The following is a 23,365-nucleotide window of genomic DNA, read 5'->3' on the forward strand; positions in this document are numbered from 1 at the left end:
AAATTCAGGGCAGGCTGATCCAGGCATCGCCTGCGACCTTGGTCTGATCATGCTGGTTGGTGCTCTGTACTTCGATGCGAACGCTGCGGTCGGCATCACGCTTCTCGGCAATGCGGCCGCTGCATGAGATGGCATTGGCCAGATGGGTGATGCCCATAAAGCGGACATCAAAGCGGCGAAGCCGCGACTGCGGAGCCCAGTCGGTCAGCAAGCGGCCCAGCCAGGCCATGCTCAGCATGCCGTGGGCAAACACATCGGGCATACCGGTCTTGCGTGCAAAGTCGGTGTCGATATGAATGGGGTTGTGGTCACCCGACGCTCCGGCAAACAGTGCGAGGGTGGTGCGGTCAATGGCGGGCAACTGAAGCGTGGGCAGGGCATCGCCCACCTGCACGCTGTCATAGCGGGGTGTGTTCATTGGCCGGCCTTTCCTAGTTGCGCACAACGATGACGGAGCGCATCTCGGCCACCAGATCGTTGTTCTGGTTGGTGGCTCGCGAGGTTTTCACAACGAATTCCAGAGCTCCGTTCTTTTTGACATAGATATCGTCGACCCTGGAGCGCACGGTGATGCTGTCGCCCGCGCAGGCCGTCTGGTGGTAGCAAAAGCTTTGCTCGCCGTGCAGGATCTTGGCGATCGGAATCTCCAGTGTCTGCAAAAGCAGATCCGAAGCCCTGCTGTCCATTTCAGCCGCAAACAGAAACGTGGGCGGTGCGGGCAGGTCGGCATAGCCGGCTGCACGAGCGGCCTCCACATCGGTGTAGATAGCGCTGGTCTCGCCAATGGACTTGGCGAAAAAGCGCAGACGGCTGCGCTCCAGGCTCAGCTCGGACGGTGGCGACTCGTAGCCAATCCATTTCTTGTCTATCATGGGTTGCTCCTCAGACGCGCTCATACAGAGTGACCACGCAGGCACCGCCCAGTCCCAGGTTGTGCTGCAGGGCCAGGCGTGCGTTCTCGACCTGGCGCTGCTCGGCGCGGCCACGCAACTGCTGTACAAGTTCTGTGCACTGGGCAAGACCTGTGGCACCCAGAGGGTGTCCCTTGGACAGCAGGCCACCCGAAGGGTTGGTGACGAACTTGCCGCCATAGGTGTTGTCGCCATCAAGCACAAACTTCTCTGCCCCGCCGACGGGGCACAGCCCCAGCGCCTCGTAGGTCAGCAGCTCGTTGTGGGCAAAGCAGTCGTGCAGTTCGACCACATCCAGGTCGGAAGGGCTGATGCCAGCCTGCTTGTAGACTTGCTGCGCCGCGTTGCGGGCCATGCTGAAGCCGACCACTTCACGCATATCGTGTGCATCAAAAGTCTCGGGGCCATCGGTGGTCATGGCCTGGGCGAGAATGCGCACGCTATGGTCCAGACCATGCCTGCGAGCATAGGTTTCAGACACCACCAAAGCAGCCGCTGCGCCGCAGGTGGGCGGGCAGGCCATGAGCCGGGTCATCACGCCCGGCCACATCACGGGAGAGGCCATGACCTCCTCCTCTGACACCTCGGTGCGAAACAGCGCCAGGGGGTTGCGCGCCGCATGGCGGCTGGCCTTGGCGCGAATCTTGGCAAAGGTGGACAGCTTGGTGCCGTACTGATCCATATGGGCTTTGCCTGCGCCGCCGAAGTAGCGCAGTGCCAGTGGCACGCCGTTGTCGCCCACCAGCGCGTCGGTTTCTGCTTCAAACCGGTCAAAGGGGTTGGGACGGTCGGTGTAGACAGAGCCCAGAGCGCCGGGGTTCATCTGCTCGAAACCCAGAGCCAGCACGCAGTCCGCCGCACCGCTGGCCACGGCTTGACGGGCCAGATACAGGGCGGTGGAGCCTGTGGAGCAGTTGTTGTTGACGTTGATGATGGGAATGCCCGTCATGCCCACCTCATACAACGCACGCTGACCGGCTGTGGAGTCGCCGTAGACATAGCCCACATAGGCTTGCTGCACTGCGTCATACGGCACGCCGGCATCGGCCAGCGCCAGGCCTGCAGCGGTGGAGCCCATCTGGAAGTAGGACTCGCTCTTTCCGGGTTTGGCGAAGGGAATCATGCCAACGCCAGCAACAAATACATCACTACTCATGGAAGACTCCTCGAAACAGGTGGCAAGCAAGTGGACTGTGTGCAGTAGGGTTGTGAGTTGCATCGTAGAAATTACCGATGCGTAAACCCATTGCGGAGTGCATCGTTCATATGTCAGAAGACCTCAATCTGCGCTGTTCATGCCCGCCGCTTCCAACATTCCTTTCACCATCTCCATGGCCTTGGTTCGGGGTATTACCAATGGCGTGCGTCGACGTGGTCAGGACTATGAGCAGTTGCTGCTGCGCGCAGGTATCGCTCCCATGCTGCTGGACGAAGAAGGCGCGCGTGTCACCACCGATCAATACGTGGCGCTGATGTGGCGGGTGGTGGAGACTCTGGGCGATGAGGCCATGTGCCAGTTCTCGCGCCCGCTCAGGCGGGGCAGCCTGGAGTTGATTGCGCGCTATGCGCTGGTCGGGCGCGACATGGAGGATGCGCTGCAGCGCATGTGCCAAGTACATGCTCTGCTGCAGGACGATGTGCAGGTGCAACTGGTGCGCGATGGTGCGCTGGCCGGCATTGTGCTGCGGCCTGTCACGTCAACGCCGCTGCCCAATTTTCTGTATGAATTCTCTCTGCGTGTGCTGTGGCGGCTGACGGCCTGGCTGATGGGCGGAACACTCAGGGTGCAGCGTTTCGACTTTGCCTTCGAACGGCCTGATTACGCCAATGACTATGGCGACACTTTTCCGGCATCGCTGCACTTCGGCTTGCCGGCTTCGGCTTTCTGGTTTGATGCGCGCAAGCTGGCGCGTGTGTGCAGCCGTGACGAGCAGACGCTGCAGAGCTTTGTGGCCAGCTGGCCGGCGGCAGCCATCATGCCCCCGCGTGTGAGCGAGGGCATTGATGCCCTGGTTCAGGCCCATCTGCTTCAGTCGCGCCCGCAGTGGGCAAGCCTGGAATCTGCGGCCCGTGAGATGCACATGTCTGCACCCACCTTGCAGCGCAAGCTGGCGGCGGCGGGTACCTCGTTTCAGGCCATCAAGGACGAGCTGCGTAGGGACATTGCAGTCTCGCGCCTGGGCACCAGCCGAGTCAGTTTTGCCGAGCTGGCTTCGGATCTGGGCTTTGCGGATGCGGCCGCGTTCCAGCGCGCCTTCAAAGGCTGGACCGGGAGCCCGCCGGGTCTTTACCGGGTCAGAGCGGCCTAGAGATCGGTCTTCGGGTGCACTCGGAGTGGCTCGTTCGGGCTGCGGAAAACCCTTGCGTGAAAGTCCCAAATATTTTTGCCAATCAAGTGATTGGTAAAAATAAAAGACACCGATATGCTGCATCTCATGCAAGCAGTTCATGAAGAAATTCCGATCGTCAAACGCGGACGCGGCAGGCCGCCCAAGTCCACCGAGGAACGCAATGAGAGCACGCGCCGCAGCGAACTGGTGCGTGTCGCCGCCAGGCAGTTCCGCCTGCGCGGCTTTCACGGCAGCAGCACCCGCGACATTGCCGCTGCAGCAGGCATGCAGCCTGGGTCCATCTTTTACTTTTTTGAGAGCAAGGAAGCAATGCTGCACGCGGTGATGCAGGATGGAATGGCCCAGGCTGCAGAGAGCCAGAACGCCGCGCTGCAAGCGCTGGGGGCACGCGCCAATGGCGTTGAACGATTGCGCGCTCTGGTGCGCAACCACCTGCAGATCATGGTGGGCAGCGAGAGCGACTTCATCCCCGTGATGCTCTACGAATGGCGCTTGCTCAGCGATGCGCAGCGCATGGAGGTCAGCGCGCAAAAGGATGCCTACGAAGCGCAATGGATGCCCGTGCTGCAGGCACTGCATCGCACGGGCAAGCTCAAGGCCCGTCCCGAGATCGCGCGATTGCTGATCTTCGGCGCACTGAACTGGACCGCACAGTGGTTTTCCGAGGGCGGCAGCCTGAGCCTGGATGCGCTGACCGATCAATCTCTGGCCTTGTTCATTGGAGAGAGCTGATGTACCAATCCGTTTTTCGCCCTGCGCTGTTTGCCGGGCAAGTGGTTGTGGTTACCGGTGGCGGCTCTGGCATAGGCCGCTGCATAGCGCATGAGCTGGCTGCGCTGGGCGCACTTGTGGCCCTGGTGGGGCGCAATGCGCAAAAGCTGCGCAGCGTGCAGGACGAACTGGCGCAGCTGGGAGCGCAAGCCAGCAGTCACAGCTGCGATATCCGCGACGAGGCGGCAGTCAAGGCCGTGGTCGAAGAGATACTGACCCGGCACGGGCGTATCGACGCCTTGGTCAACAACGCGGGCGGACAGTATCTCTCGCCGCTTGCGTCCATCAGCGCCAAGGGCTGGCAGGCGGTGCTGGACACCAATCTCACCGGCGGCTTTCTCATGGCGCGCGAATGCTATGCACAGCACATGGCGCGGCAGGGTGGCTCCATCGTCAACATGGTGGCCGATATGTGGGGCTCCATGCCGGGCATGGGACATAGCGGCGCTGCGCGGGCGGGCATGGTCAGCTTCACCGAAACCGCCGCCGTGGAATGGGCCGCCCAGGGTGTGCGCGTCAACGCCATCGCGCCGGGCTACATCGCCTCCAGCGGCATGGACCACTACCCGCCCGAGGCTGCAGCCATGTTGCGCAAGATGCCGGCAACCGTGCCAGCAGGGCGCTTTGGCAACGAGGCCGAAGTCTCCGCTGCCGTGGTCTTTCTGCTCAGTCCGGCGGCCAGCTTCATCAGCGGCACGGTTCTGCGGGTCGACGGCGCCCGTCCTCAGGTGCGCATGGGCATGGGGCCGGTGGCTGCCAGCGCCGAAGCGCAGCAGCGCGGCGCAGTGCGTGCATTTGACGGATTTTCTCTCTACCAGACTCCCAAGGTGTTTCAGTCATGAGCGTCTTTGCATCCCAATGGAATGCCGGTGGCGAGCTGGCGCAGCAGCGCCGGGCAGCCACGCTGGGGCGTATCGCCGCATTGCGTGAGCTTGAGCAGCGGGCGGCTCTGGCATCTCAGCGGGCCAAGCCGCAGTTTGAAAAACGTGGCCAGTTGCTGCCGCGAGAGAGAGTGGCGCTGCTGCTGGATGCTGGCAGGCCATGGCTGCCGCTGTGCACGCTGGCGGGCTTCATGCTGGACCAGGACGACCCGGCCCAGTCGGTTCCCGGAGGCGGAATGCTGGCGGGCATCGGTTTTGTCAGCGGCATGCGCTGCATGGTGGTGGCCAGCGACTCGGGCATAGAGGCCGGGGCCATCCAGGAAAAAGGCCTGGACAAGATGCTGCGCGTGCAGGAGATCGCACTGCAGAACAAGCTGCCCTTCATCCATCTGGTGGAGAGCGCGGGCGCCAATCTCATGCGCTACCGCGTCGAGGGCTTTGTGATGGGGGGCGCCTTGTTTCGCAACCTGGCGCGGTTGTCCGCGGCAGGTCTGCCGGTCATCACCGTGCAGCACGGCTCGGGCACGGCCGGCGGCGCCTATATGCCAGGCCTGTCGGACGTGGTCATCATGGTGCGCGGTCGCTCGCGTGCCTTTCTGGCCGGGCCGCCCCTGCTCAAGGCGGCGACCGGCGAGATCGCGACAGAGGAAGAACTGGGCGGCGGCGAAATGCACACCAGTATCTCGGGGCTGGGCGAGTATCTGGCGGAAGACGACCGCCATGCCCTGGGCCTGGCACGTGCCGTGGTGTCTCAACTGTCTTCGTGGAGGACGCCTGAGACGATTGATACATATGCGAAGACTGCTATTGATTCAGGATTTTTGGAGCCGTGTTATGACGCCGATGAACTGCTGGGGTTGATGCCGGCACACCACCGCGAGCCGGTGGATATGCATGAGGTCATGGCGCGGCTGGTAGACGGCTCCGAGCTGCTGCTGTTCAAGTCCGGCTACGGTGCGGCCACGCTCTGTGCGCAGGCGCACATCGGCGGTCATGCCGTGGGCCTGATCTCCAACAACGGCCCCATCGATGTGGCAGGTGCCAGCAAGGCCGCGCACTTCATTCAATGGATGTGCCAGCTCGGTCATCCCATCATCTATCTGCAGAACACCACGGGCTACATGGTGGGCAAGGACAGCGAGCAGGCCGGCATGATCAAGCACGGCAGCAAGATGATTCAGGCCGTGACCAATGCCACCGTGCCACAGATCACCATCCAGTGCGGCGCCAGCTTCGGTGCGGGCAATTACGGCATGTGCGGCCGAGGCTATGCGCCGCGCTTTCTTTTCAGCTGGCCCGGCGCCAAGACGGCGGTGATGGGCGGCGAACAGGCAGCCAGCACCATGCGCCAGGTCACCGAGGCCGCCATGGCACGCAAGGGTTTGCCGATCGATGCCGAGCTGATGCAAAAGCAGTACGACCAGATCGTGGCCATCTTCGAGGCCCAGGCCGATGCGTTCGTCACCAGCGGATTGCTGCTGGACGACGGCGTGATCGATCCGCGCGACACCCGCGCAGTGCTTTCGTTGTGCCTGCAGACCTTGCACGAAGCGCAGCAGCGCGCGGTGCGCCCCATGCAGTTCGGGGTCGCGCGCATGTAGTGCCGCATTTTTTCATTTCCTTCCAAACAGGACCGACGGAGACAAGCCATGCAGTGGACCCACGAACATCTGGAAGTGCGCAAGACCCTCAAGCGCTATATCGACGAGAAGATCAATCCCTATGTCGACGCCTGGGAGGAAGAGGAAATCTTTCCCGCACACCAGGTCTTCAAGGGTCTGGGCGATCTGGGCTTGCTGGGCCTGACCAAGCCCGAAGCCTATGGTGGCTCAGGTCTGGACTATTCCTATAGCCTGATGATGGCCGAGACTCTGGGGCATATCCGCTGCGGCGGCGTGCCCATGGCCATTGGCGTGCAGACCGATATGTGCACGCCCGCACTGGCACGCTTTGGCAGCGATGGATTGCGCGAGCAGTTCCTGGCTCCCGCCATTGCGGGGGAGATGGTGGGCTGCATAGGCGTGAGCGAGCCCGGTGCGGGCAGCGATGTCTCGGGCATCAGAAGCCATGCTCGCAAGGATGGCGACGACTACGTCATCAGCGGCCAGAAGATGTGGATCACCAACAGCATTCAGGCGGACTGGATGTGCATGCTGGTCAACACCAGCGAGGGGCCGGTGCACAAGAACAAGAGTCTCATCATGGTGCCGCTGCGCGAGGGGCCACGCGGCAAGCTGACCAAGGGAGTGGAAGTGGCGCAGAAGCTGCGCAAGATCGGCATGAACTCCTCGGACACGGGCCTGCTGTTCTTTGACGAGGTGCGCGTGCCGCAGCGCTACCTGGTGGGACAGGAGGGCCAGGGCTTCATCTATCAGATGCAGCAGTTTCAGGAGGAGCGGCTCTGGGCCTCGGCCAGCGGCCTGCTCGCCATGGAGGACTGCATTCAGCAGACCATCGAGTGGGCACAGCAGCGGCAGATGTTCGGCAGCACTCTGATCGATCAGCAATGGGTGCAGTTCAAGCTGGCCGAGCTGCAGACCGAGGTCGAGGCTTTGCGCGCACTGACCTATCGTGCCGCACAGATCTATATGGCGGGACAGGATGCGCTGCAACTGGCCAGCATGGCCAAGCTCAAGTCGGGTCGGCTGACGCGCGAAGTGGCCGATACCTGTCTGCAGTTCTGGGGCGGCATGGGCTTCACCTGGGACAACCGTGTCTCGCGCCTGTACCGCGACGGGCGTCTGGGCTCTATAGGCGGCGGTGCCGACGAGGTCATGCTGGGCATCATCGGCAAGACCATGGGGCTGATCAAGCGCCAGGCGCACTGAGGAGCGGCGCATGACTCAGGTGCTTGAAATCGAACGCCTGCCCTTGGGCAACGGCTTTGTGGAATGGTGGCGTCTGAACTCGCCGGAAACCCGCAATGCGCTGAGCGACGAGCTGGTGCGGGCCTTGCGAGATCACGCCGCCAGAGCGCAGAGGGATTCACAGCTGCGCGTGGTGGTGCTGTGCGGTAACGGCGGGCATTTCTGTGCGGGCGGCAGCCTGGGCGGCTTCGCCAGCAGCATAGGCTCGCCGCTGCCTGCGGGGGCGCAGGATCCGCTGGTTCAGGTCAACCGCGAGTTTGGTCAGCTGCTGCAGCAACTGGCAGAGCTGCCCCAGCTGCTGATCGCTGCCGTGCAGGGGGCGGCCATGGGCGGCGGTGTGGGGCTGGTCTGCGTGGCCGACCGGGTGGTAGCGGATCAGCAGGCCGTCTTTGCCACGCCCGAGGTGACGCTGGGCATTGTGCCCGCGCAGATTGCGCCTTTTGTGCTGCGCCGGCTGGGCGACGGCTTGGCGCGTCAATGGCTGCTGGGCGGCCAGCGCTGGACCGCAAGTCAGGCACAGCAGGCAGGCCTGGTTCAGGCCGTGATCCAGGCCACAGACGCTGTCCACTGGCAGAGCCAGCTGCAGCAGCAGCTCGAGATCTGCGCCCAGGCCGCACCACAGGCGGTGGCCGCCACCAAAAAGCTGCTGGCAGCCATTGGGGGGCAAAGTCTGGATGCATCGCTTAACCAGGGCGCGCAGGCCTTTGCCAGTGCGCTGCGCAGCGCTGAAGCGGGGGCAGGGCTCAAGGCCTTTTCCAGCAAGCAGCCCGCTCCCTGGACCTGCAAGGCAGGAGGCACATCATGAAGCGCATTTTGATTGCCAATCGTGGCGAGATTGCGCTGCGCATCATGGCCACGGCGAGGCGCATGGGCATAGAGACCGTGGCGGTGTACTCGGATGCGGATGCGCAAAGCCTCCATGTGCAACAGTCCACGCAGGCCTATGCACTGGGTGGGCTGACATCGGCACAGAGCTATCTGGACGTGAACAAGCTGCTGGCAGCGGCCAAGGCGACAGGGGCCGATGCCGTACACCCTGGCTACGGATTTCTCAGCGAGGATGCCGGCTTTGCCGAGGCCGTTCAGCAAGCGGGCCTGATCTGGATTGGCCCGCCGCCGGCCGCGATCCGCCAGCTCGGCAGCAAGGCCGCTGCCAAGCAACTGGCCAAGGCCCATGGCGTGCCCTGTCTGTCGGGCTACGAAGGCGATGACCAGAGCGATGCGCGCTTTGCCGACGAAGCAGCCATGATTGGCTACCCCGTCATGGTCAAGGCCGTGGCCGGTGGCGGTGGGCGCGGCATGCGGCTGGTGGAAAGTGCCCAGCAGCTGCATGCCGCTCTGAACAGCGCACGTTCCGAAGCCCTGGCTGGCTTCGGCAATGGTGACTTGCTGGTGGAGCGTGCCGTCATGCACCCGCGTCATGTGGAAGTGCAGGTGTTTGCCGACGGGCACGGCCATGTGATTCATCTGGGGGAGCGCGATTGCTCGGTTCAGCGCCGCCACCAGAAGATCATCGAGGAAGCCCCCAGTCCGGCCGTCAATGCGGAGCAGCGCGAGCACATGGGCAACTGCGCCGTGGCCCTGGCCAAGGCCGCAGGTTATGTGGGGGCAGGTACGGTGGAATTCCTGGTCGAAGGCCGGCAGTTCTATCTGATGGAGATGAATACCAGACTGCAGGTCGAGCATCCTGTGACCGAGGCACTGACGGGCCTTGATCTGGTCGAATGGCAGATTCGCGTGGCGTGCGGCGAAGCCTTGCCGCTGACGCAGCAGCAGGTTCGTCTCGACGGCCATGCCATCGAAGTGCGGCTGTGCGCCGAAGACGAAAGCTTTCAACCCCATACCGGCGTGGTGCGGCATTTCTCGGCACCCGAGGCCGCCGTCTTCAGCAGCGCGCCGCTGCGCTTTGACCATGCGTTGCACACCGGCAGCGAGGTCACTCCTTATTACGACGCCATGCTGGGCAAGCTGATCGTCCATGCGCCAACGCGAGAGCAAGCCATCGACCGGCTGATTCATGCGCTGGGCAGCCTCTCGGTGCTGGGCTTGCCGACCAATCGCGCCTTTCTGATTGAGTGCCTGAACGACGAGGTGTTCAGGCGGGGCCAGGCACTGATCTCCTATCTGGCGAGCGATGCGCCACGCTTGCAGCAGCTGCTGCGGGACAAGGAAGTCCTGGCACACCAGCACTGGGGAGCGTTGTGCGCCGTGGGCCAAAGGCCTGGGCCGCTGGCCTGCAGCTATGCCCAGTTGCGCAAGCTGCAGCACCGGGGGCGGACGCAGGAGCTGGTGCTGAGGCCCGAGACCGAAGACAGCTGGTTGCTGCAGCGGCACGGCGCCGAGCCTGCGTTGTTGCAGGTCGACGCGTTGCTGGCCCATGGCTGGCGAGCGAGATCGGCGGGCCTGAGCCAGACCGTGCAGGCCGTGGAGCTGCCCGCCGGGCAGGGCGGGGCGCGCTGGCATCTGCAGGCAGGCGACGTGGACTGGTGGGTCGAAGATGCAAGCTATGCCCCACCGGAGAATGCAGCGGCAGTGGGCCAGACCGCAGAGCTGCGCGCCCCGTTCAACGGCCGGGTGGTGCAACTGGGCGTGCAGGACGGGCAGGTGCTGAAGGCCGGCGATGTGGTCGTGGTCATTGAGTCCATGAAGCTGGAGCACAGCCTGAGCGTGAGGGCCGACTGCCGGGTGGAGGCCGTGCTGGTCCATGCCGGCCAGCAGGTGGCGCCGGGCCAGGTTCTGCTGAAACTGCTGCCCATGCCTGGAGGACCCACATGACGGATGCCGCCGAACGCGAAATGCTCTATGACCTGGTGCGCCGCTTCGCGCGCGAGCACATCGCTCCCCATGTCACGGCCTGGGACGAGGCCGGCGAGTTCCCGCGCCAGCTCTATCGCCAGGCCGCCGAGCTGGGGCTGCTGGGCATCGGCTACCCCGAGGAGCTCGGCGGTACCGCGGCCACGCACAGCCTGCGTGCCGCCCTGTGGCTGGCACTGTGCCGCCACGGCGGCAGCGGCGGCGTGCTGGCCAGCTTGTTGTCGCACAACATCGGCCTGCCGCCCGTGGTGGCTCTGGGCAGCGATGTGCTCAAGCAGCAGGTGGTGCCCGAGGTGCTGGCAGGCCGCAAGATCGCGGCGCTGGCGATTACCGAACCCGGCGGTGGATCGGACGTGGCAGCACTGCGCACCAGGGCCAGGCGCGAGGGCGACGAGTATGTGATCGAGGGCGAGAAGACCTTCATTACCTCGGGCATGCGTGCCGACTGGATCACGGTAGCGGTGCGCACGGGCGAGGAGAGAGGTGCTTGCGGCATCTCCCTGATCCTGGTGCCCGGGGACAGCGCAGGGCTCAGACGCAGCCCGCTGCACAAGATGGGCTGGCAATGCTCGGACACGGCCCATCTGTTCTTTGAAGGCGTGCGCGTGCCAGCCAGTCATCTGCTCGGGGTCGAGGGCGAGGGCTTTCGCGCCATCATGCACAACTTCAACGGCGAGCGCCTGGGCATTGCCTGCGCTGCGCTGGGCTTTGCCCAGGCCTGCTATGACGAGGCGCTGGCCTGGGCGCAGCAGCGCCAGACTTTTGGCGTGACGCTCAATCAGCATCAGGTCATACGGCACAAGCTGGTGGACATGCAGCAGCGCCTGCGCAGCACCGAAGCCTGGATCAACGCAGTCTGCGCAGGTGCCGACGGCGGCGATAGCGGGGCGGACTGGGTGGGCGAGGTCTGTGTGCTCAAGAACCACGCCACCCAGACCATGCAGTTCTGCGCCGACACGGCGGTGCAGATTTTGGGCGGCATGGGCTTTATGCGCGGCACGCTGAGCGAGCGCATTTACCGCGAAGTCAAGGTGCTGACGATTGGCGGCGGCACCGAGGAAATCATGAAAGAGCTTGCCGCGCGCCAGTGGCGTATCTAGCGCGGCTGTCGCAGCGGCAGTCGTCGTTGTCGGGGAATTTGAGCGAAATCAGCCTGAAACGCTTATTTCTAAGGCGTTTTCAGCTTCTATTGAAGGAGCAATATGTCCAATAAAGCCATTATTACCTGTTCCATTACCGGGGTGCTGACCGACCCGAATCAGCATCATGTGCCGGTGACGCCAGAGCAGCTGGCGCAGGAAGCACGCCGAGCCTATGACGCTGGCGCGTCCGTGGTGCATGTGCACTTCAGGCGCCAGGAAGAGGGCAAGGGGCATCTGCCCAGCTGGGACCCGGCAGTGGCCAGGGCCTGCGTGGATGCCATGCGTGCAGCCTGCCCTGAGCTGATCATCAATCAGACCACCGGCGTGGTTGGCCCCGATTACCAGGGGCCGCTGGACTGTCTGCGTGCCACGCGACCCGAGATGGCGGCCTGCAATGCGGGCTCGCTCAACTATCTCAAAACCCGCAGCGACGGAAGCTGGGCCTGGCCGCCCATGCTGTTCGACAATCAGCCCGCCAAGGTGCAGGACTTTCTGGATGTGATGGCCGAGACCCACACGCTGCCCGAGTTCGAGTGCTTTGACGTGGGCATCGTGCGCTGCGTGGGCATGTATGTGGAAACCGGCATGTATCAGGGCCTGCCTGAATACAACTTCGTGATGGGGGTGGAGTCGGGCATGCCGGCCGATCCCGATCTGCTGCCCATTCTGCTCAAGCTCAAGATCAAGGATGCGCCCTGGCAGACCACGCTGATCGGGCGCAGCGAAATCTGGCCCACCCATCTGCGCACGGCCGAGCTCGGCGGACATCTGCGCAGCGGGCTGGAGGACACTTTCTATCTGCCGGACGGCAGCAAGGTAGCATCCAACGCTCCGCTGATCGAGCAGCTGGCGCACTATGCGCGTGATGTGGGGCGTGAAGTCGCCACTCCCAGGGAAGCCAGGCAGATGCTGCATCTTGCAGCATGAATCGTGGAGAGCTTGCAGATGAACGCTTGTACTCCTCCCCGGACCGTGGCCCAGGCAGTGGCGCAGACCGTGGCCGCGCACCCAGGCAGGACCGCCTACATCGACCAGGGGCGCAGCTACAGCTGGCAGCGGGTGGATGTGATGGCCGGCGCCTGGGTTGCTCATCTGTCCTCGCTGGGTCTGCGGCACGGTGATCGCATCGGCATCATTCTGCCCAATGGTCTGCCCTGGGTGCTGAGCTATCTGGCTGCGGCGAAGACGGGGCTGGTCGTGGTGGGCCTCAGCGTCCGATACCGCGATGCCGAGCTGGACTTCATGCTGCAGGACAGCCAGGTCAAGGCCGTGCTTGCACCGCGCGAGTTTGCCGGCTTCGACTACCAGAGCTATCTGGCGCAGGCCCGTCAGCGTCTTGCGGTGCTGGAGCATCTGCTGTGGGTGGATGAAGGATTCGAGCAGCCGCTGAAGTCCGGCGCAAAAGTCCCGCCTGCAGGCCCCGGCCCTGCACCGGATGACCTGCTGATGATCATCTACACCTCGGGCACCACAGGCAGGCCCAAGGCCGCAGGGCTGACGCACCGCTCCCAGCTGGGCTCGGCGCTGGCGCAGCATGCGCATGTGAGGGCTGCGGCGGACGATGTGGTGCAGCTGGCCATGCCGCTCAACCATGTGGGCGGCATTACCTGCGGGGTGCTGACCATGCTGCTGGCGGGCGGCTGCTGCGAGCTGGTGCCCATGTTCAGCCCCGAAGCCTTGCTGAGGATGGCGCAAAAGCACCCTCCGACCTGGCTGGTGGGCGTGCCGACCATGCTGACGCTGCTGCTCATGCATCCGCTTCTGGCCGAGGTGGACATGAGCCGGCTGCGCCTGATCGTGGTGGGCGGCTCGAATGTGGAGCCAGTGCTGCTGCAGCGGCTGCAGCAGCAGTTTGCGGGCGTGAGCATCATGAATCTCTACGGTCTGTCCGAGACTTCGGGTGCCATCGCGATGACGCCCTGGCAGGCAGATCAGCAAGCCCTGCTTCACAGCATAGGCAAGCCGCTGCAAGGGGCGCAGCTGCGCGTGGCCGGGGCCGATGGTGAGGAGCTGCGGGCCGGAGAGGTGGGTGAGCTTTGGTTTCGCGGTGCCGGGGTGATTCCTGCCTATGTGGGGCAGCAGCAGAACGAAGAGGTATTTGCCGGCGGCTGGCTGCATTCGGGTGATCTGGGACTGGTCGATGAGCAGGGCTTGATCCACCTCAAGGGACGGCAAAAGGACATGTTCATACAGGGCGGCTTCAACGTCTATCCCAGCGAGGTGGAGGGCGTGATTGCCAGTCATGCGGGCGTGCTGATGGTGGCCGGCATCGGCGTGCCGGACCCTTTGCTGGGAGAGGTGGGGCGCTACTACATCGTCACCAGGCCCGGAGCCAGCGTGAACGAGGAGGCGCTGCTCGCGCATTGCCGCCGGCAACTGGCGGACTACAAGCTGCCGCGCCAGCTGGTGTTTCGCGCCGAGCTGCCGCTGACCCCGGCAGGAAAGATCCAGAAAGCCTTGCTGCGTGCAGAGGAGTGCCTTCCATGAATGTGCAATTCGACTTTTCGGGCCGCCACGTGATGGTGTTTGGCGGCACTACCGGCATCAACCTGGGCATTGCCCAAAACTACGCGATGGCCGGGGCCAGGGTATCGGTCGTCAGCCGCAAGCAGACCAATGTGGATGCAGCCCTGGCGACGCTGGGCGCTCAGGCCTTCGGCGTGGTGGCCGACGTGCGCGATGAGCTGGCGGTGGGCGCGGCGCTGGCGCAGGCCGTGGCCTGCCATGGGCCGGTCGACGTGTTGGTGTCTGGCGCAGCCGGCAACTTCCTCGCCCCTGCGGAGCAGATGTCGTCCAACGCCTTCAAGGTGGTGGTGGACATCGATCTGCTGGGCAGCTTTCATGTCGCGCGTCAGGCTCTGGCGCATCTGCGCCAGCCCGGGGCGAGCCTGATCTTCATCACCGCACCGCAGTCCACCGTGCCCATGATGTATCAGGCCCATGTCTGTGCCGCCAAGGCTGGAGTGGACCATCTGGCGCGTGTGCTGGCGCTGGAGTGGGGCGCCAAGGGCATTCGTGTGAATGCCATTTCGCCCGGACCCATCGAGGGCACGGAAGGCATGCGCCGCCTGGCCCCGCAAGGTGCCGAGGGGGATGCGTTGGTGCGCGCCATGGTGCCGCTGGGGCGCATGGGAACGACTGCAGATATTGCCCAGCTGGCCATGTTTCTGGGCAGCGATGCTGCCAGCTATATCTCCGGCACGGTCATTGCCTGTGACGGCGGGGCGCAGGGCCAGCTCTCGCCCATGGTTGCCGCCGCCGCCATGGCAATGCCGAAGCAGGCTTAGAGACACAACAAGAAAAAGCGTGGGTTATGGGTTCCGGGTTGCACACTATCAAGGAGACAAACCATGATCGAGATGAGTCTGACGAAGGAGGCACGGCGCATCCGGCGCATTGCGCTGGGTGATCTGCTCTACCGCACGGCGCGCAAGTTCGGCAGCCGTACGGCGCTGGTCGATGGCACCGAACGCATCAGCTATGCCGAGCTGGATGCGCGAAGTTCGCGTTTCGCGCACTATCTGCTGTCAACGCTGGGGCCTGGCAAGCAGATAGGCATGCTGTGCGCCAATTCCATAGACATGGTGGTGGCCTGCAACGCCATTCACAAAGCAGGGCAGGTGTGGGTGCCCGTCAATATCAAGCTGGAGTTATCGAGCATCGACTACATCCTGCGGCATGCAGAGGTGTCGGCAGTAGTGGTCGATCAGGAGTTGCTGGCCCTGCCAGGACTGGCCGAGCTTTTGCAGCAGCTGCAACTGCCTCTGATCATTGCGCGCGTGCAACAGCCGCAAGTGCAGCAAGGGCTGTCTGGCCTGTCTCTGGCGCAGGCAGAGGCAGGTCAGGCCGATACCTTGCCCGAGGTCGATATCGACGACAACCAGGCCGCCTTGCTCATGTACACCAGCGGCACCACGGGCAATCCCAAGGGCGTGGTGCATTCCCATCTCTCTGTCTATGCGGCGGTCAAGGGCAATATCGACGAGATGAAATATGACGAGGCCGATGTGCTCAGCGGCTGGCTTCCCCTGTTCCACTGCGCTCAGCATGCGCTGGTACAGACCGCGCTGGCGACAGGCGCCTGCACCGTGCTGACGCGGCAGTTCGTGCCTGCCGAGGTGGGACAGTTGGTCATCAAGGAGGGTGTGACGATCTTTGTCGGCCTGCCCCTGATGTATGCGGCGGTACTGGCGGATCCGGGTTTTGCGCCGACCACCATACGGCAATGCATCTATGCCATGGCGCCCATTCCCAAACCCCTGATCGCCCAGATTGCGCAGCGCATGTGCCGCAATATTTCCCTGGCCACGGGGCAGACCGAGATCTATCCGGCCACCATGACTTTCCACCCCCTGCTCAATGTCGAATGCGATGCCAATTTCTGGGGGCGTTCCCTCAGTACTTGCGAGACCGCCGTCATGGATGACGGTGGCAATCTGCTCGGACCGGGCCAGATCGGCGAGATCGTGCATCGCGGCCCCAATGCCATGCTGGGCTATTTCAAGGACCCCAAGGCGACGGCCGAGGCGCAGAAGTTCGGCTGGCACCATACCGGCGACCTGGGCATGTGGGACGCGCAGGGCCGCATGGAGTTCATCGACCGCAAGAAGGACATGATCAAGACCGGCGGTGAAAACGTCGCCAGCGTGAAGGTCGAAGCTGTGGTGCTGGCTCACCCGGAAGTGGCGGCCGCTGCCGTGTTCGGCCTGCCGCATCCCCACTGGAGCGAGGCGGTCTGTGCCTTTGTCTTGCGCAAGCCGGGGGCGCAGGTGGACTCGGAGTCGATTCTGGCCCATTGCCGCCATCACCTCAGCGGGTTCGAGATGCCCAAGCTGGTGCATTTCGTGGAGGCCTTTCCGTCCACGGCCACGGGCAAGGTGCAGAAGAACGTGATGCGCCGCCAGTTCGAGCAACTGGCCAGGGAATTGTGGGGCACCTGATCTCTGGCCTCTCACTGCATGGGCTGTCAGGGCCGGGCAAGGCCGGCCCTGGTTTCACGCGGTCTCGCGCGCCCAGCTCAGGACCGGGTCGGCGCGGGTTTCGATGAGCTTGTTGCGTGCCTTGAGCAGCGGGTCCAGCATCTCGGGCTGGGGCACGATCCAGTATTCACCGCGCTCGATGGCTGCAAAGACGCGCTTGGCAAACTCGTCGGTGTCCAGTCCGTTTTCATCGAGCATATGGGTCATCATGCCGTGAAACTGCGCCGACGCTGCATCAGGTGCTTCCCGGAAGATGGCGGTCTTGACGGGGCCAGGCGCCAGCAGCGAGACCTTGATCTGCGGATTGATGGCCGCGAGTTCGCCGGCCAGGCCTTCGGTCAGCGCGACCACCGCAAACTTGGTGGCAGAGTAGGGCGTCATCATGGCGCTGGGTAGAAAGCCGCCCACCGATGCCGTGTTGATGATGCGGGCCGGCCGCTCTGCCTTGAGCAGGCGCGGTACAAAAGCGCGCAGGCCGTTGACGATGCCGTTGACATTGACCTGCCAGGCCTGCTGCCACCTGGCATCGCTGATTTCCCAGCTATTGCCGGTGCTCAGCACTCCTGCGTTGTTGAACAGCAGATCGACCTGACCGAAAGCGGCATAGGCCTTGTCGGCCAATGCATCCAGCGATGCCTGACTGGTGACATCGGTGACCACGGCCAATGCCTGATCTCCCAACTCCAGCACGACTTTCTCAAGACCCGCCTGGTCGCGGTCGGCAACCACGACCTGCATTCCAAGGGCGACGGCTTTTTTGGCAAGGCCTGCACCAATTCCACTGGCTGCGCCGGTGATGACAGCAACTTTCATGATTTCCTCATTGGATAAATAGGAGTGGATTAAAGCATTGCCGGCTTGTAGATATTTCCCGCGCATTCCCGCTTGACAGTTATTGGTGGTGTTTACAGTCCATATTGATTGGGTCACTGAAAAAACCTGCTTGACATATAAAAAGACCGGGCACAGTACGTCCAAATGGATTAATGGTTTTCACCAGGGACTGTAAACACAAACTGTTTTTGTAAAGAGGAAAATTCAGAGTGATTTGAATCTGGAAAGAACCAAGAATCTCAATCCTCATCGCCAAGTGGTGGCGGTCAGTCAGTATTGAGGCTTGAAATGAATCCATTCATCAGTGGTTTGAAAGACAAAGTGATCCTGGTCACGGGCGGCGCGTCGGGCATCGGCCTGGCCACTGCCCAGGCTTTGGCCGCCAGCGGCGCCAGGGTGGTGTGTGCCGATCTGCAGCAAAGCCAGGATCTGCCGCAGGGCTGCGAATTTCGCAGGCTCGACGTGAGCAGCGAGAAGCTGACCCATGAGCTGGTGGCTTCCATGCTGGATCGCTATGGGCAGATTGACGGGCTGGTGACTTCGGCTGGCATCTCGCGTGTCGGCGATCTGGAGAACATGGCGCTGCAGGAGTGGGAGCAGGTGCTGCAGGTCAATCTGACGGGGACCATGCTCAGTGCCCGTGCCGTGGCCAGCCACATGAAACAGCGACGCCAGGGCTCCATCGTCGCCATCGCCAGCATCAACGGCATGCTGGGCAACCCGAGCAATCTGGCCTATTGCACCTCCAAGGGGGCGGTGATCCAGATGGTGCGCAGTCTGGCCGCGGAGCTCGGTCCCTGCGGCGTGCGGGTCAACAGCATCAGCCCCGGCTATATCCATACGCCCATGACCATCATGCTCGATGAGCAGCCCGTGGGCCAGGCTTTCGAGGCCATGCATTTGCTCAAGCGGGCGGGCAAGTCGCAAGAGGTCGGCAATGCCGTGGCATTTTTGCTTTCCGATATGTCTTCATTTATTACCGGGGTCAATCTCCCGGTGGATGGCGGGTTTTCCGCAGCCAAGGTCATTGCTATTTAAGGATTTCCAATGAAATATGATGTCATTGTGATTGGCTGCGGAATGTCCGGTATTCTGGCAGGCATTCATCTGAAGAATAGTGGAAAGAAATTCATTATTCTGGAAAAGGCGAAAACATTGGGCGGAACCTGGAGAGATAATACCTATCCAGGTTTGACTTGCGATGTGCCATCGCACGCCTATACCTATTCTTTCGAGCCCAATCCCGAATGGTCCAGGGTGCTTCCGCCCGGAGCCGAGATTCAGCAGTATTTCGAAGGTGTTTTCCGGAAATACGGCATTGTCGATTTTTCGCAGTTCGATACCGAGGTCACGCGTGCCGAATGGACGGGCGAGGCCTGGACGCTGCAGGATCAGCATGGCAAGCAATACCAGGGCAAGGTGGTGGTTGCCGCCACAGGTGTGCTGCACCACCCCAACTATCCGCAAATCAAGGGGCTGGAGGAATTTGGGGGGAACCTGATCCACAGTGCGCGCTGGGATCATTCGATACCGCTGGACGGCAAGAGGATCGCCATCATCGGCACCGGATCGACAGGCGTGCAAATCGTCTCGGCACTCGCATCGCGTGCCAAGGTACGGCATTTTCAGCGCACTGCCCAATGGATCTTCCCGGTCGAGAATCCAGCTTTCAGCGAAGAGCAGCGTGCCGAATTCCGCAGCAACCGCGATCTGCTGGTTTATCTGCAGCGCGAACCCACCTATATGGCCAATGTGGAGCGTTTTACCGAAGGGGTGCTGGATCCGGATTCGGAGCAGATCCAGGAAATCCAGAAAATCTGCCAGGACAACCTCGATGCTTCGGTGACCGATGCCGCCTTGCGGCAAAAACTGCAGCCCCATTACCGTGCTGGTTGCAAGCGTCTGATTTACTCGCCCGACTATTACCAGGCGATCCAGCAGCCGGATTCCGAGCTGATTACCGAAGCTATCGCCCAGGTCGAGAAAAGCGGCGTGCGAACCAGCGACGGGGTGTTGCACGAGGTGGACATCATCGTGCTGGCAACGGGATTCAAGACCGACCGCTATGTGCGCCCCATGCATGTGAAAGGTCTGAACGCTGCGACGCTGGAGCATGCCTGGAGCGATGTGCCCACGGCCTACAAGTCCATCTCGGTGCCTGGCTTTCCCAACTTCTACTTCATGAACGGGCCGACCTCTCCCGTGGGCAATTTCTCGCTGATCGATACCTCGGAAATGCAGTGGGGCTATATCTCGCAGCTGATAGAACGCGGCGAGCAAGCGGGTGTGGCAGGGCTATCGGCCAGGCCCGAAGCACTGGCGCAGTACGACCGTGAGCGCCTGGAGGCCGCCAAAGGCTCGGTCTTCGGCTCGGGCTGCAGCAGCTGGTACCTGGACCGAAACGGGGTGCCCAACACCTGGCCTTGGTCGCAGTCGCGCTTCAGGCAGGAAATGAGCAAGCCGGTGTGGCAGGACTACATCCATCACCAGACCGAAGAGCTGGCGGCCTGACTGCCACCTTGCGCCCGGCCAGAACCGAGCGGGCGCGCTCCATCAACTTCAAGGAGTCCCTATGCCGATACACCCCGAAATGGCAGCCGTGCTGGAGCAGTTCAAGGATGCTCCATCCATGGATTTCGTGACCACTCCGGTGCCCGAAATCCGCAAGCTCATGGACCACATGGCTTTCCCGCCTGCCGACCTGCCCATGCATGAGGTGCGCGAGATCGACATTCCCGGCGGCGATGGCCAGCCGCTGAAGCTGCGCCTGTACCGTCCCGGCTCCGCAGAGGCGGCGCCGGTCATGGTCTATTTCCACGGCGGCGGCTGGTGCATAGGCACGCTGGACACGCATGACAATCTGTGCCGCCATCTGGCGCGCCTGACCGGCATGAATCTGGTGTCGGTCGACTACCGCCTGGCTCCCGAGCATGTCTTCCCTGCCGCGCTGGACGATGCCTATGCCGCCACGCGCTGGGTGGCACTGCATGCGGCCGAGCTGCATTGCGATGCGCGGCAGTTGATGGTGGCGGGTGACAGCGCGGGGGGCAATCTGGCCGTCGCCACCTGTCTGCGCGCGAAGGAGGAGGGCTGGAAAGGCATAGCCCGGCAACTGCTGTTCTATCCGGTCTGCGATGCGCATATGAATGCGCCATCGCATGCGCTATACGGGCAGATGCCGTTTCTCACCACCGAAGCCATGGCCGCGATGTGGCAGCACTATCACCCTGCCATGCCGGCGCATCCCCTGGCCTCCATCATGCAGTACCCCGATGTCGCGGGCCTGCCTGCCGCAGTGCTGGTGACGGCGGAGCTGGACATATTGCGCGACGAGGGCGAGGCTTTTGGCCAGCGTCTGCAGCAGGCCGGCGTGCCCGTTGCCTGCTTGCGTGCGCAAGGCATGTTGCATGGGTTTGCCAGTTTCAGCACCCTGGTGCCGGCGGTGGCAAGGCTGCTCGAAGAGGCTTGTGCAAAGCTGTCCCCGGTCGAGACCTTGGCGCGTGTCCGGTCCTGATTCTTGCAACTGTTAATGCATACAGTTGTGTGTGGTGGAAGCCTCAGTTTTTATCCCCGCATCATGTGGACGCTCTTGTGGAAAACTATGCTTTCAGGCCCTGAAACCCGCGCCAGATGGTGCTTTGCACGGATTGCCTAAAAAATAGACGATTTGCTTGAAGGGATTAAACCAAGGGTTTTCACCAGTGGTTCTGCATCTGTAAAAAAGCCCGCCAACCATTGCCGGTGGCGGGCCTTTTTGGGGGATTGGCGCGCGCTCAGGAAGGCTGCTGAGGTGTGGGGCGCGTGCGATAGAACTGCATGGGTGACTCCTTCATTTCCCTGGCATGCTGGTTGAGCACCGATTTCTTCATCTTGCCCACCACATGCATTTCGCAGGGCTTGCAGTCAAAACGTAGCGTGAGCTTTTCCTTGCCGTTGATCAGCTGCAGCGGCTCGGCCTTGATGGTGCCCTTGACGCCGATCACGCCCTTGGCCTGCTTGGGGCACAGGCTCATCGAGAAGCGCACGCAGTGCTTGGTGATCATCAGCGAGACTTCGCCTTCCTCTTCCTTGCTCTCGTAGGCGGCGTCGATGATCTTCACGCCATGTTTGACATAGAAGTCGTGGGCCTTCTGGTTGTAGACATTGGCCAGATAGGTCAGCGTGTCTTCAGGGAAAGGCACGGGTGGCTCCACAGGCTTGGCGCGGGGCAGGCGCACAAAGCCGTCGGCGCGGGCCTGCTCCAATGCGGCAACGGCATCGCGGCGCAGCTGGTTGAGCACCGATGCCGGGACAAACCAGGGCTGGCCCAGGCTCAGCGAAATATCGTTCACCTCGAAAACCGTGGCGCCAAAGCGTCCCAGTTGCTCGCGCAGAGAGACCTGGGCCTTTGCGGCATCGGTAGCGCTCTGGTGTTCCTGGTCAATGACGGCCGAGCCGACAAAGCCGTCCTCATCGGTCAGCGTCAGCGCGAAGCCTGAAGCGGTTTCCTTGAACTCGGCCCACAGACCGATGCGGCGTTCGCTGGACTTCTTATCCAGTGTGCGCACCCAGTCCATATCGCGGTTGCGGTTGATTTCCAGGCCCTTGCGCAGGTCCTTGAACTCGGCAATCTCGTTCTTGGGGAAGACACGCCAGATGCCTTTTTTGGTACTCACGCATTCGGCACGGTTGATGTGCACGCCCACCAGTTCCTTTTGCAGATCGTAGTAGCACAGGCCGTCGCCGTTGTGCAGCTCGGTGGCCTTGTCGCTGGCCTCGATCTCGAACCATTTGTCGCCGACCTGGGTCACCCAGCCGATGGCACGACCCGGCGTCTTGGGCGTGTCGAAGGCGCCGATGTCATCCTTGCGGCCGTTGACGAAGTAGTCGGTGAACTCGCGGTTGAAATTCTGGTCCGGATCGGGTTCGAACGAAAAGGTGGTGCGGCCTGACGACGAGCGCGCCAGCGGCTGATCGGAGAACTCGCGCTCTTCGATGATTTCGTCGAGCAGCTTGCGGTAATGGGCCGTGATGTTCTTCACATAGCCCATGTCCTTGTAGCGGCCCTCGATCTTGAAGCTGCGCACGCCGGCATCGATCAGCGCACGCAGGTTGTCGCTTTGGTTGTTGTCCTTCATGGACAGCACATGCTTTTCATGCGCGATGATGCGGCCGCTGGCGTCCATCACCTCATAGGGCAGGCGGCAGGCCTGGTTGCAGTCGCCGCGATTGGCGCTGCGCCCCGTATGGGCATGGCTGATGAAGCACTGGCCCGAATAGGCCACGCACAGTGCGCCATGCACAAAGTACTCGATGGTGGTGCGGCTCGGGTCTGTCGCGGCGCGCACGGCGGCAATCTGCTTGAGGTCCAGCTCGCGCGCCAGCACGATCTGCGACAGACCGGCGTCCTGCAGAAAGCGGCCCTTTTCGGGCGTGCGGATATCGGTCTGGGTGGACGCGTGCAGCTGGATGGGTGGCAGGTCCAGCTCCAGCAGACCCATGTCCTGGATGATCAGTGCATCGGCTCCGGCGTTGTAGATCTGCCAGGCCATATCGCGCGCGCCTTGCAGCTCATCGTCGCGCAAGATGGTGTTGAGCGTGATGAAGATGCGGCTGCCGAAGCGGTGGGCATGCTTGATCAGCCGCTCCAGGTCGCGGATGTCATTGCCTGCCGTCGCGCGCGCGCCAAAGGCCGGGCCGCCGATATAGACGGCGTCCGCGCCATGATTGACGGCTTCGATGCCGATATCGGCATCACGCGCCGGGGACAGGAGTTCGAGCTGGTGGGGCAGGAGAGACATAGGGGCAGGATTATCTCAGCAAGCTCCGGTTTCGG

Annotated in this window: 20 protein-coding genes; 15 read left to right on the top strand and 5 right to left on the bottom strand. The window is 62.7% G+C overall.

Features of this window, described 5'->3' with window-relative positions; genetic code table 11:
* Positions 1-4: 4 nt before the first annotated feature.
* The 3 genes from O987_RS10505 to O987_RS10515 are packed head-to-tail and all read right to left on the bottom strand — an operon-like array spanning position 5 to position 2,067.
* Positions 5-418, bottom strand: coding sequence for a MaoC family dehydratase (locus tag O987_RS10505; protein WP_043372071.1), 414 nt, complete (start codon positions 416-418; stop codon positions 5-7).
* Positions 419-431: 13 nt separating this feature from the next.
* Positions 432-872, bottom strand: a complete 441-nt coding sequence (locus tag O987_RS10510; protein WP_043372073.1) for a MaoC family dehydratase N-terminal domain-containing protein — start codon at positions 870-872, stop codon at positions 432-434.
* Between the two features lie 10 nt (positions 873-882).
* Positions 883-2,067, bottom strand: coding sequence for a lipid-transfer protein (locus O987_RS10515; protein ID WP_043372075.1), 1,185 nt, complete (start codon positions 2,065-2,067; stop codon positions 883-885).
* Positions 2,068-2,206: 139 nt separating this feature from the next.
* Between O987_RS10515 and O987_RS10520 the strand changes: the two genes are divergently transcribed.
* The 12 genes from O987_RS10520 to O987_RS10575 all read left to right on the top strand — a co-directional run bounded on the left by O987_RS10520 (position 2,207) and on the right by O987_RS10575 (position 16,677).
* A complete protein-coding gene (locus tag O987_RS10520; RefSeq protein WP_003056469.1) occupies positions 2,207-3,220 on the top strand; it encodes an AraC family transcriptional regulator in 1,014 nt (337 codons plus the stop codon).
* A 126-nt stretch (positions 3,221-3,346) separates the two neighbouring features.
* A complete protein-coding gene (locus O987_RS10525; protein ID WP_232536133.1) occupies positions 3,347-3,994 on the top strand; it encodes a TetR/AcrR family transcriptional regulator in 648 nt (215 codons plus the stop codon).
* A complete protein-coding gene (locus O987_RS10530; protein WP_003056464.1) occupies positions 3,994-4,875 on the top strand; it encodes an SDR family oxidoreductase in 882 nt (293 codons plus the stop codon). Before O987_RS10525 ends, O987_RS10530 begins: the two co-directional genes overlap by 1 nt.
* Complete coding sequence (locus tag O987_RS10535) at positions 4,872-6,515, top strand: acyl-CoA carboxylase subunit beta (protein ID WP_043372077.1); 1,644 nt, start codon at positions 4,872-4,874, stop codon at positions 6,513-6,515. The genes O987_RS10530 and O987_RS10535 overlap by 4 nt, the downstream gene beginning before the upstream one ends.
* A 48-nt stretch (positions 6,516-6,563) precedes the next feature.
* Positions 6,564-7,742, top strand: a complete 1,179-nt coding sequence (locus tag O987_RS10540; RefSeq protein ID WP_003056462.1) for an acyl-CoA dehydrogenase family protein — start codon at positions 6,564-6,566, stop codon at positions 7,740-7,742.
* Between the two features lie 10 nt (positions 7,743-7,752).
* The gene (locus O987_RS10545) at positions 7,753-8,586 is read left to right on the top strand and encodes an enoyl-CoA hydratase/isomerase family protein (protein WP_043372079.1); all 834 of its coding nucleotides are present in this window, start codon (positions 7,753-7,755) and stop codon (positions 8,584-8,586) included.
* Positions 8,583-10,556 (top strand): acetyl/propionyl/methylcrotonyl-CoA carboxylase subunit alpha, encoded by a 1,974-nt coding sequence (locus O987_RS10550; RefSeq protein WP_003056460.1) that lies wholly within the window; start codon positions 8,583-8,585, stop codon positions 10,554-10,556. The genes O987_RS10545 and O987_RS10550 overlap by 4 nt, the downstream gene beginning before the upstream one ends.
* The gene (locus O987_RS10555; protein ID WP_003056459.1) at positions 10,553-11,695 is read left to right on the top strand and encodes an acyl-CoA dehydrogenase family protein; all 1,143 of its coding nucleotides are present in this window, start codon (positions 10,553-10,555) and stop codon (positions 11,693-11,695) included. Before O987_RS10550 ends, O987_RS10555 begins: the two co-directional genes overlap by 4 nt.
* Positions 11,696-11,797: 102 nt before the next feature.
* Positions 11,798-12,664, top strand: coding sequence for a 3-keto-5-aminohexanoate cleavage protein (locus tag O987_RS10560; RefSeq protein ID WP_043372081.1), 867 nt, complete (start codon positions 11,798-11,800; stop codon positions 12,662-12,664).
* Between the two features lie 18 nt (positions 12,665-12,682).
* Positions 12,683-14,224: a class I adenylate-forming enzyme family protein gene (locus tag O987_RS10565; RefSeq protein ID WP_043372083.1), complete on the top strand. Its 1,542-nt coding sequence runs from the start codon at positions 12,683-12,685 to the stop codon at positions 14,222-14,224.
* Positions 14,221-15,024: an SDR family oxidoreductase gene (locus tag O987_RS10570; protein ID WP_043372085.1), complete on the top strand. Its 804-nt coding sequence runs from the start codon at positions 14,221-14,223 to the stop codon at positions 15,022-15,024. The genes O987_RS10565 and O987_RS10570 overlap by 4 nt, the downstream gene beginning before the upstream one ends.
* Positions 15,025-15,087: 63 nt before the next feature.
* A complete protein-coding gene (locus O987_RS10575) occupies positions 15,088-16,677 on the top strand; it encodes a class I adenylate-forming enzyme family protein (RefSeq protein ID WP_043372087.1) in 1,590 nt (529 codons plus the stop codon).
* 54 nt (positions 16,678-16,731) lie between these two features.
* Here O987_RS10575 and O987_RS10580 read toward each other — a convergent pair whose 3' ends face one another.
* On the bottom strand, positions 16,732-17,529 hold the full coding sequence (locus tag O987_RS10580) for an SDR family oxidoreductase (protein ID WP_043372089.1): 798 nt from the start codon (positions 17,527-17,529) through the stop codon (positions 16,732-16,734).
* A gap of 309 nt (positions 17,530-17,838) precedes the next feature.
* Here O987_RS10580 and O987_RS10585 point away from each other — a divergent pair, with 309 nt between their 5' ends.
* From O987_RS10585 to O987_RS10595, 3 genes are all read left to right on the top strand, one after another.
* Entirely contained in the window at positions 17,839-18,588 is a 750-nt protein-coding gene (locus O987_RS10585; protein ID WP_043372091.1) for an SDR family NAD(P)-dependent oxidoreductase, read from the top strand.
* Between the two features lie 9 nt (positions 18,589-18,597).
* Positions 18,598-20,061 (top strand): flavin-containing monooxygenase, encoded by a 1,464-nt coding sequence (locus tag O987_RS10590; RefSeq protein WP_043372093.1) that lies wholly within the window; start codon positions 18,598-18,600, stop codon positions 20,059-20,061.
* Between the two features lie 61 nt (positions 20,062-20,122).
* Positions 20,123-21,064, top strand: a complete 942-nt coding sequence (locus tag O987_RS10595; RefSeq protein ID WP_003056447.1) for an alpha/beta hydrolase — start codon at positions 20,123-20,125, stop codon at positions 21,062-21,064.
* Between the two features lie 259 nt (positions 21,065-21,323).
* Here the strand turns inward: O987_RS10595 and O987_RS10600 are convergent, their stop codons facing one another.
* Positions 21,324-23,330, bottom strand: coding sequence for a peptidase U32 family protein (locus tag O987_RS10600; protein WP_043372095.1), 2,007 nt, complete (start codon positions 23,328-23,330; stop codon positions 21,324-21,326).
* Positions 23,331-23,365 lie beyond the last annotated feature (35 nt).

The sequence above is a fragment of the Comamonas testosteroni TK102 genome, assembly GCF_000739375.1.
In the GTDB taxonomy this organism is placed as follows: Bacteria; Pseudomonadota; Gammaproteobacteria; order Burkholderiales; family Burkholderiaceae_C; genus Comamonas; species Comamonas brasiliensis.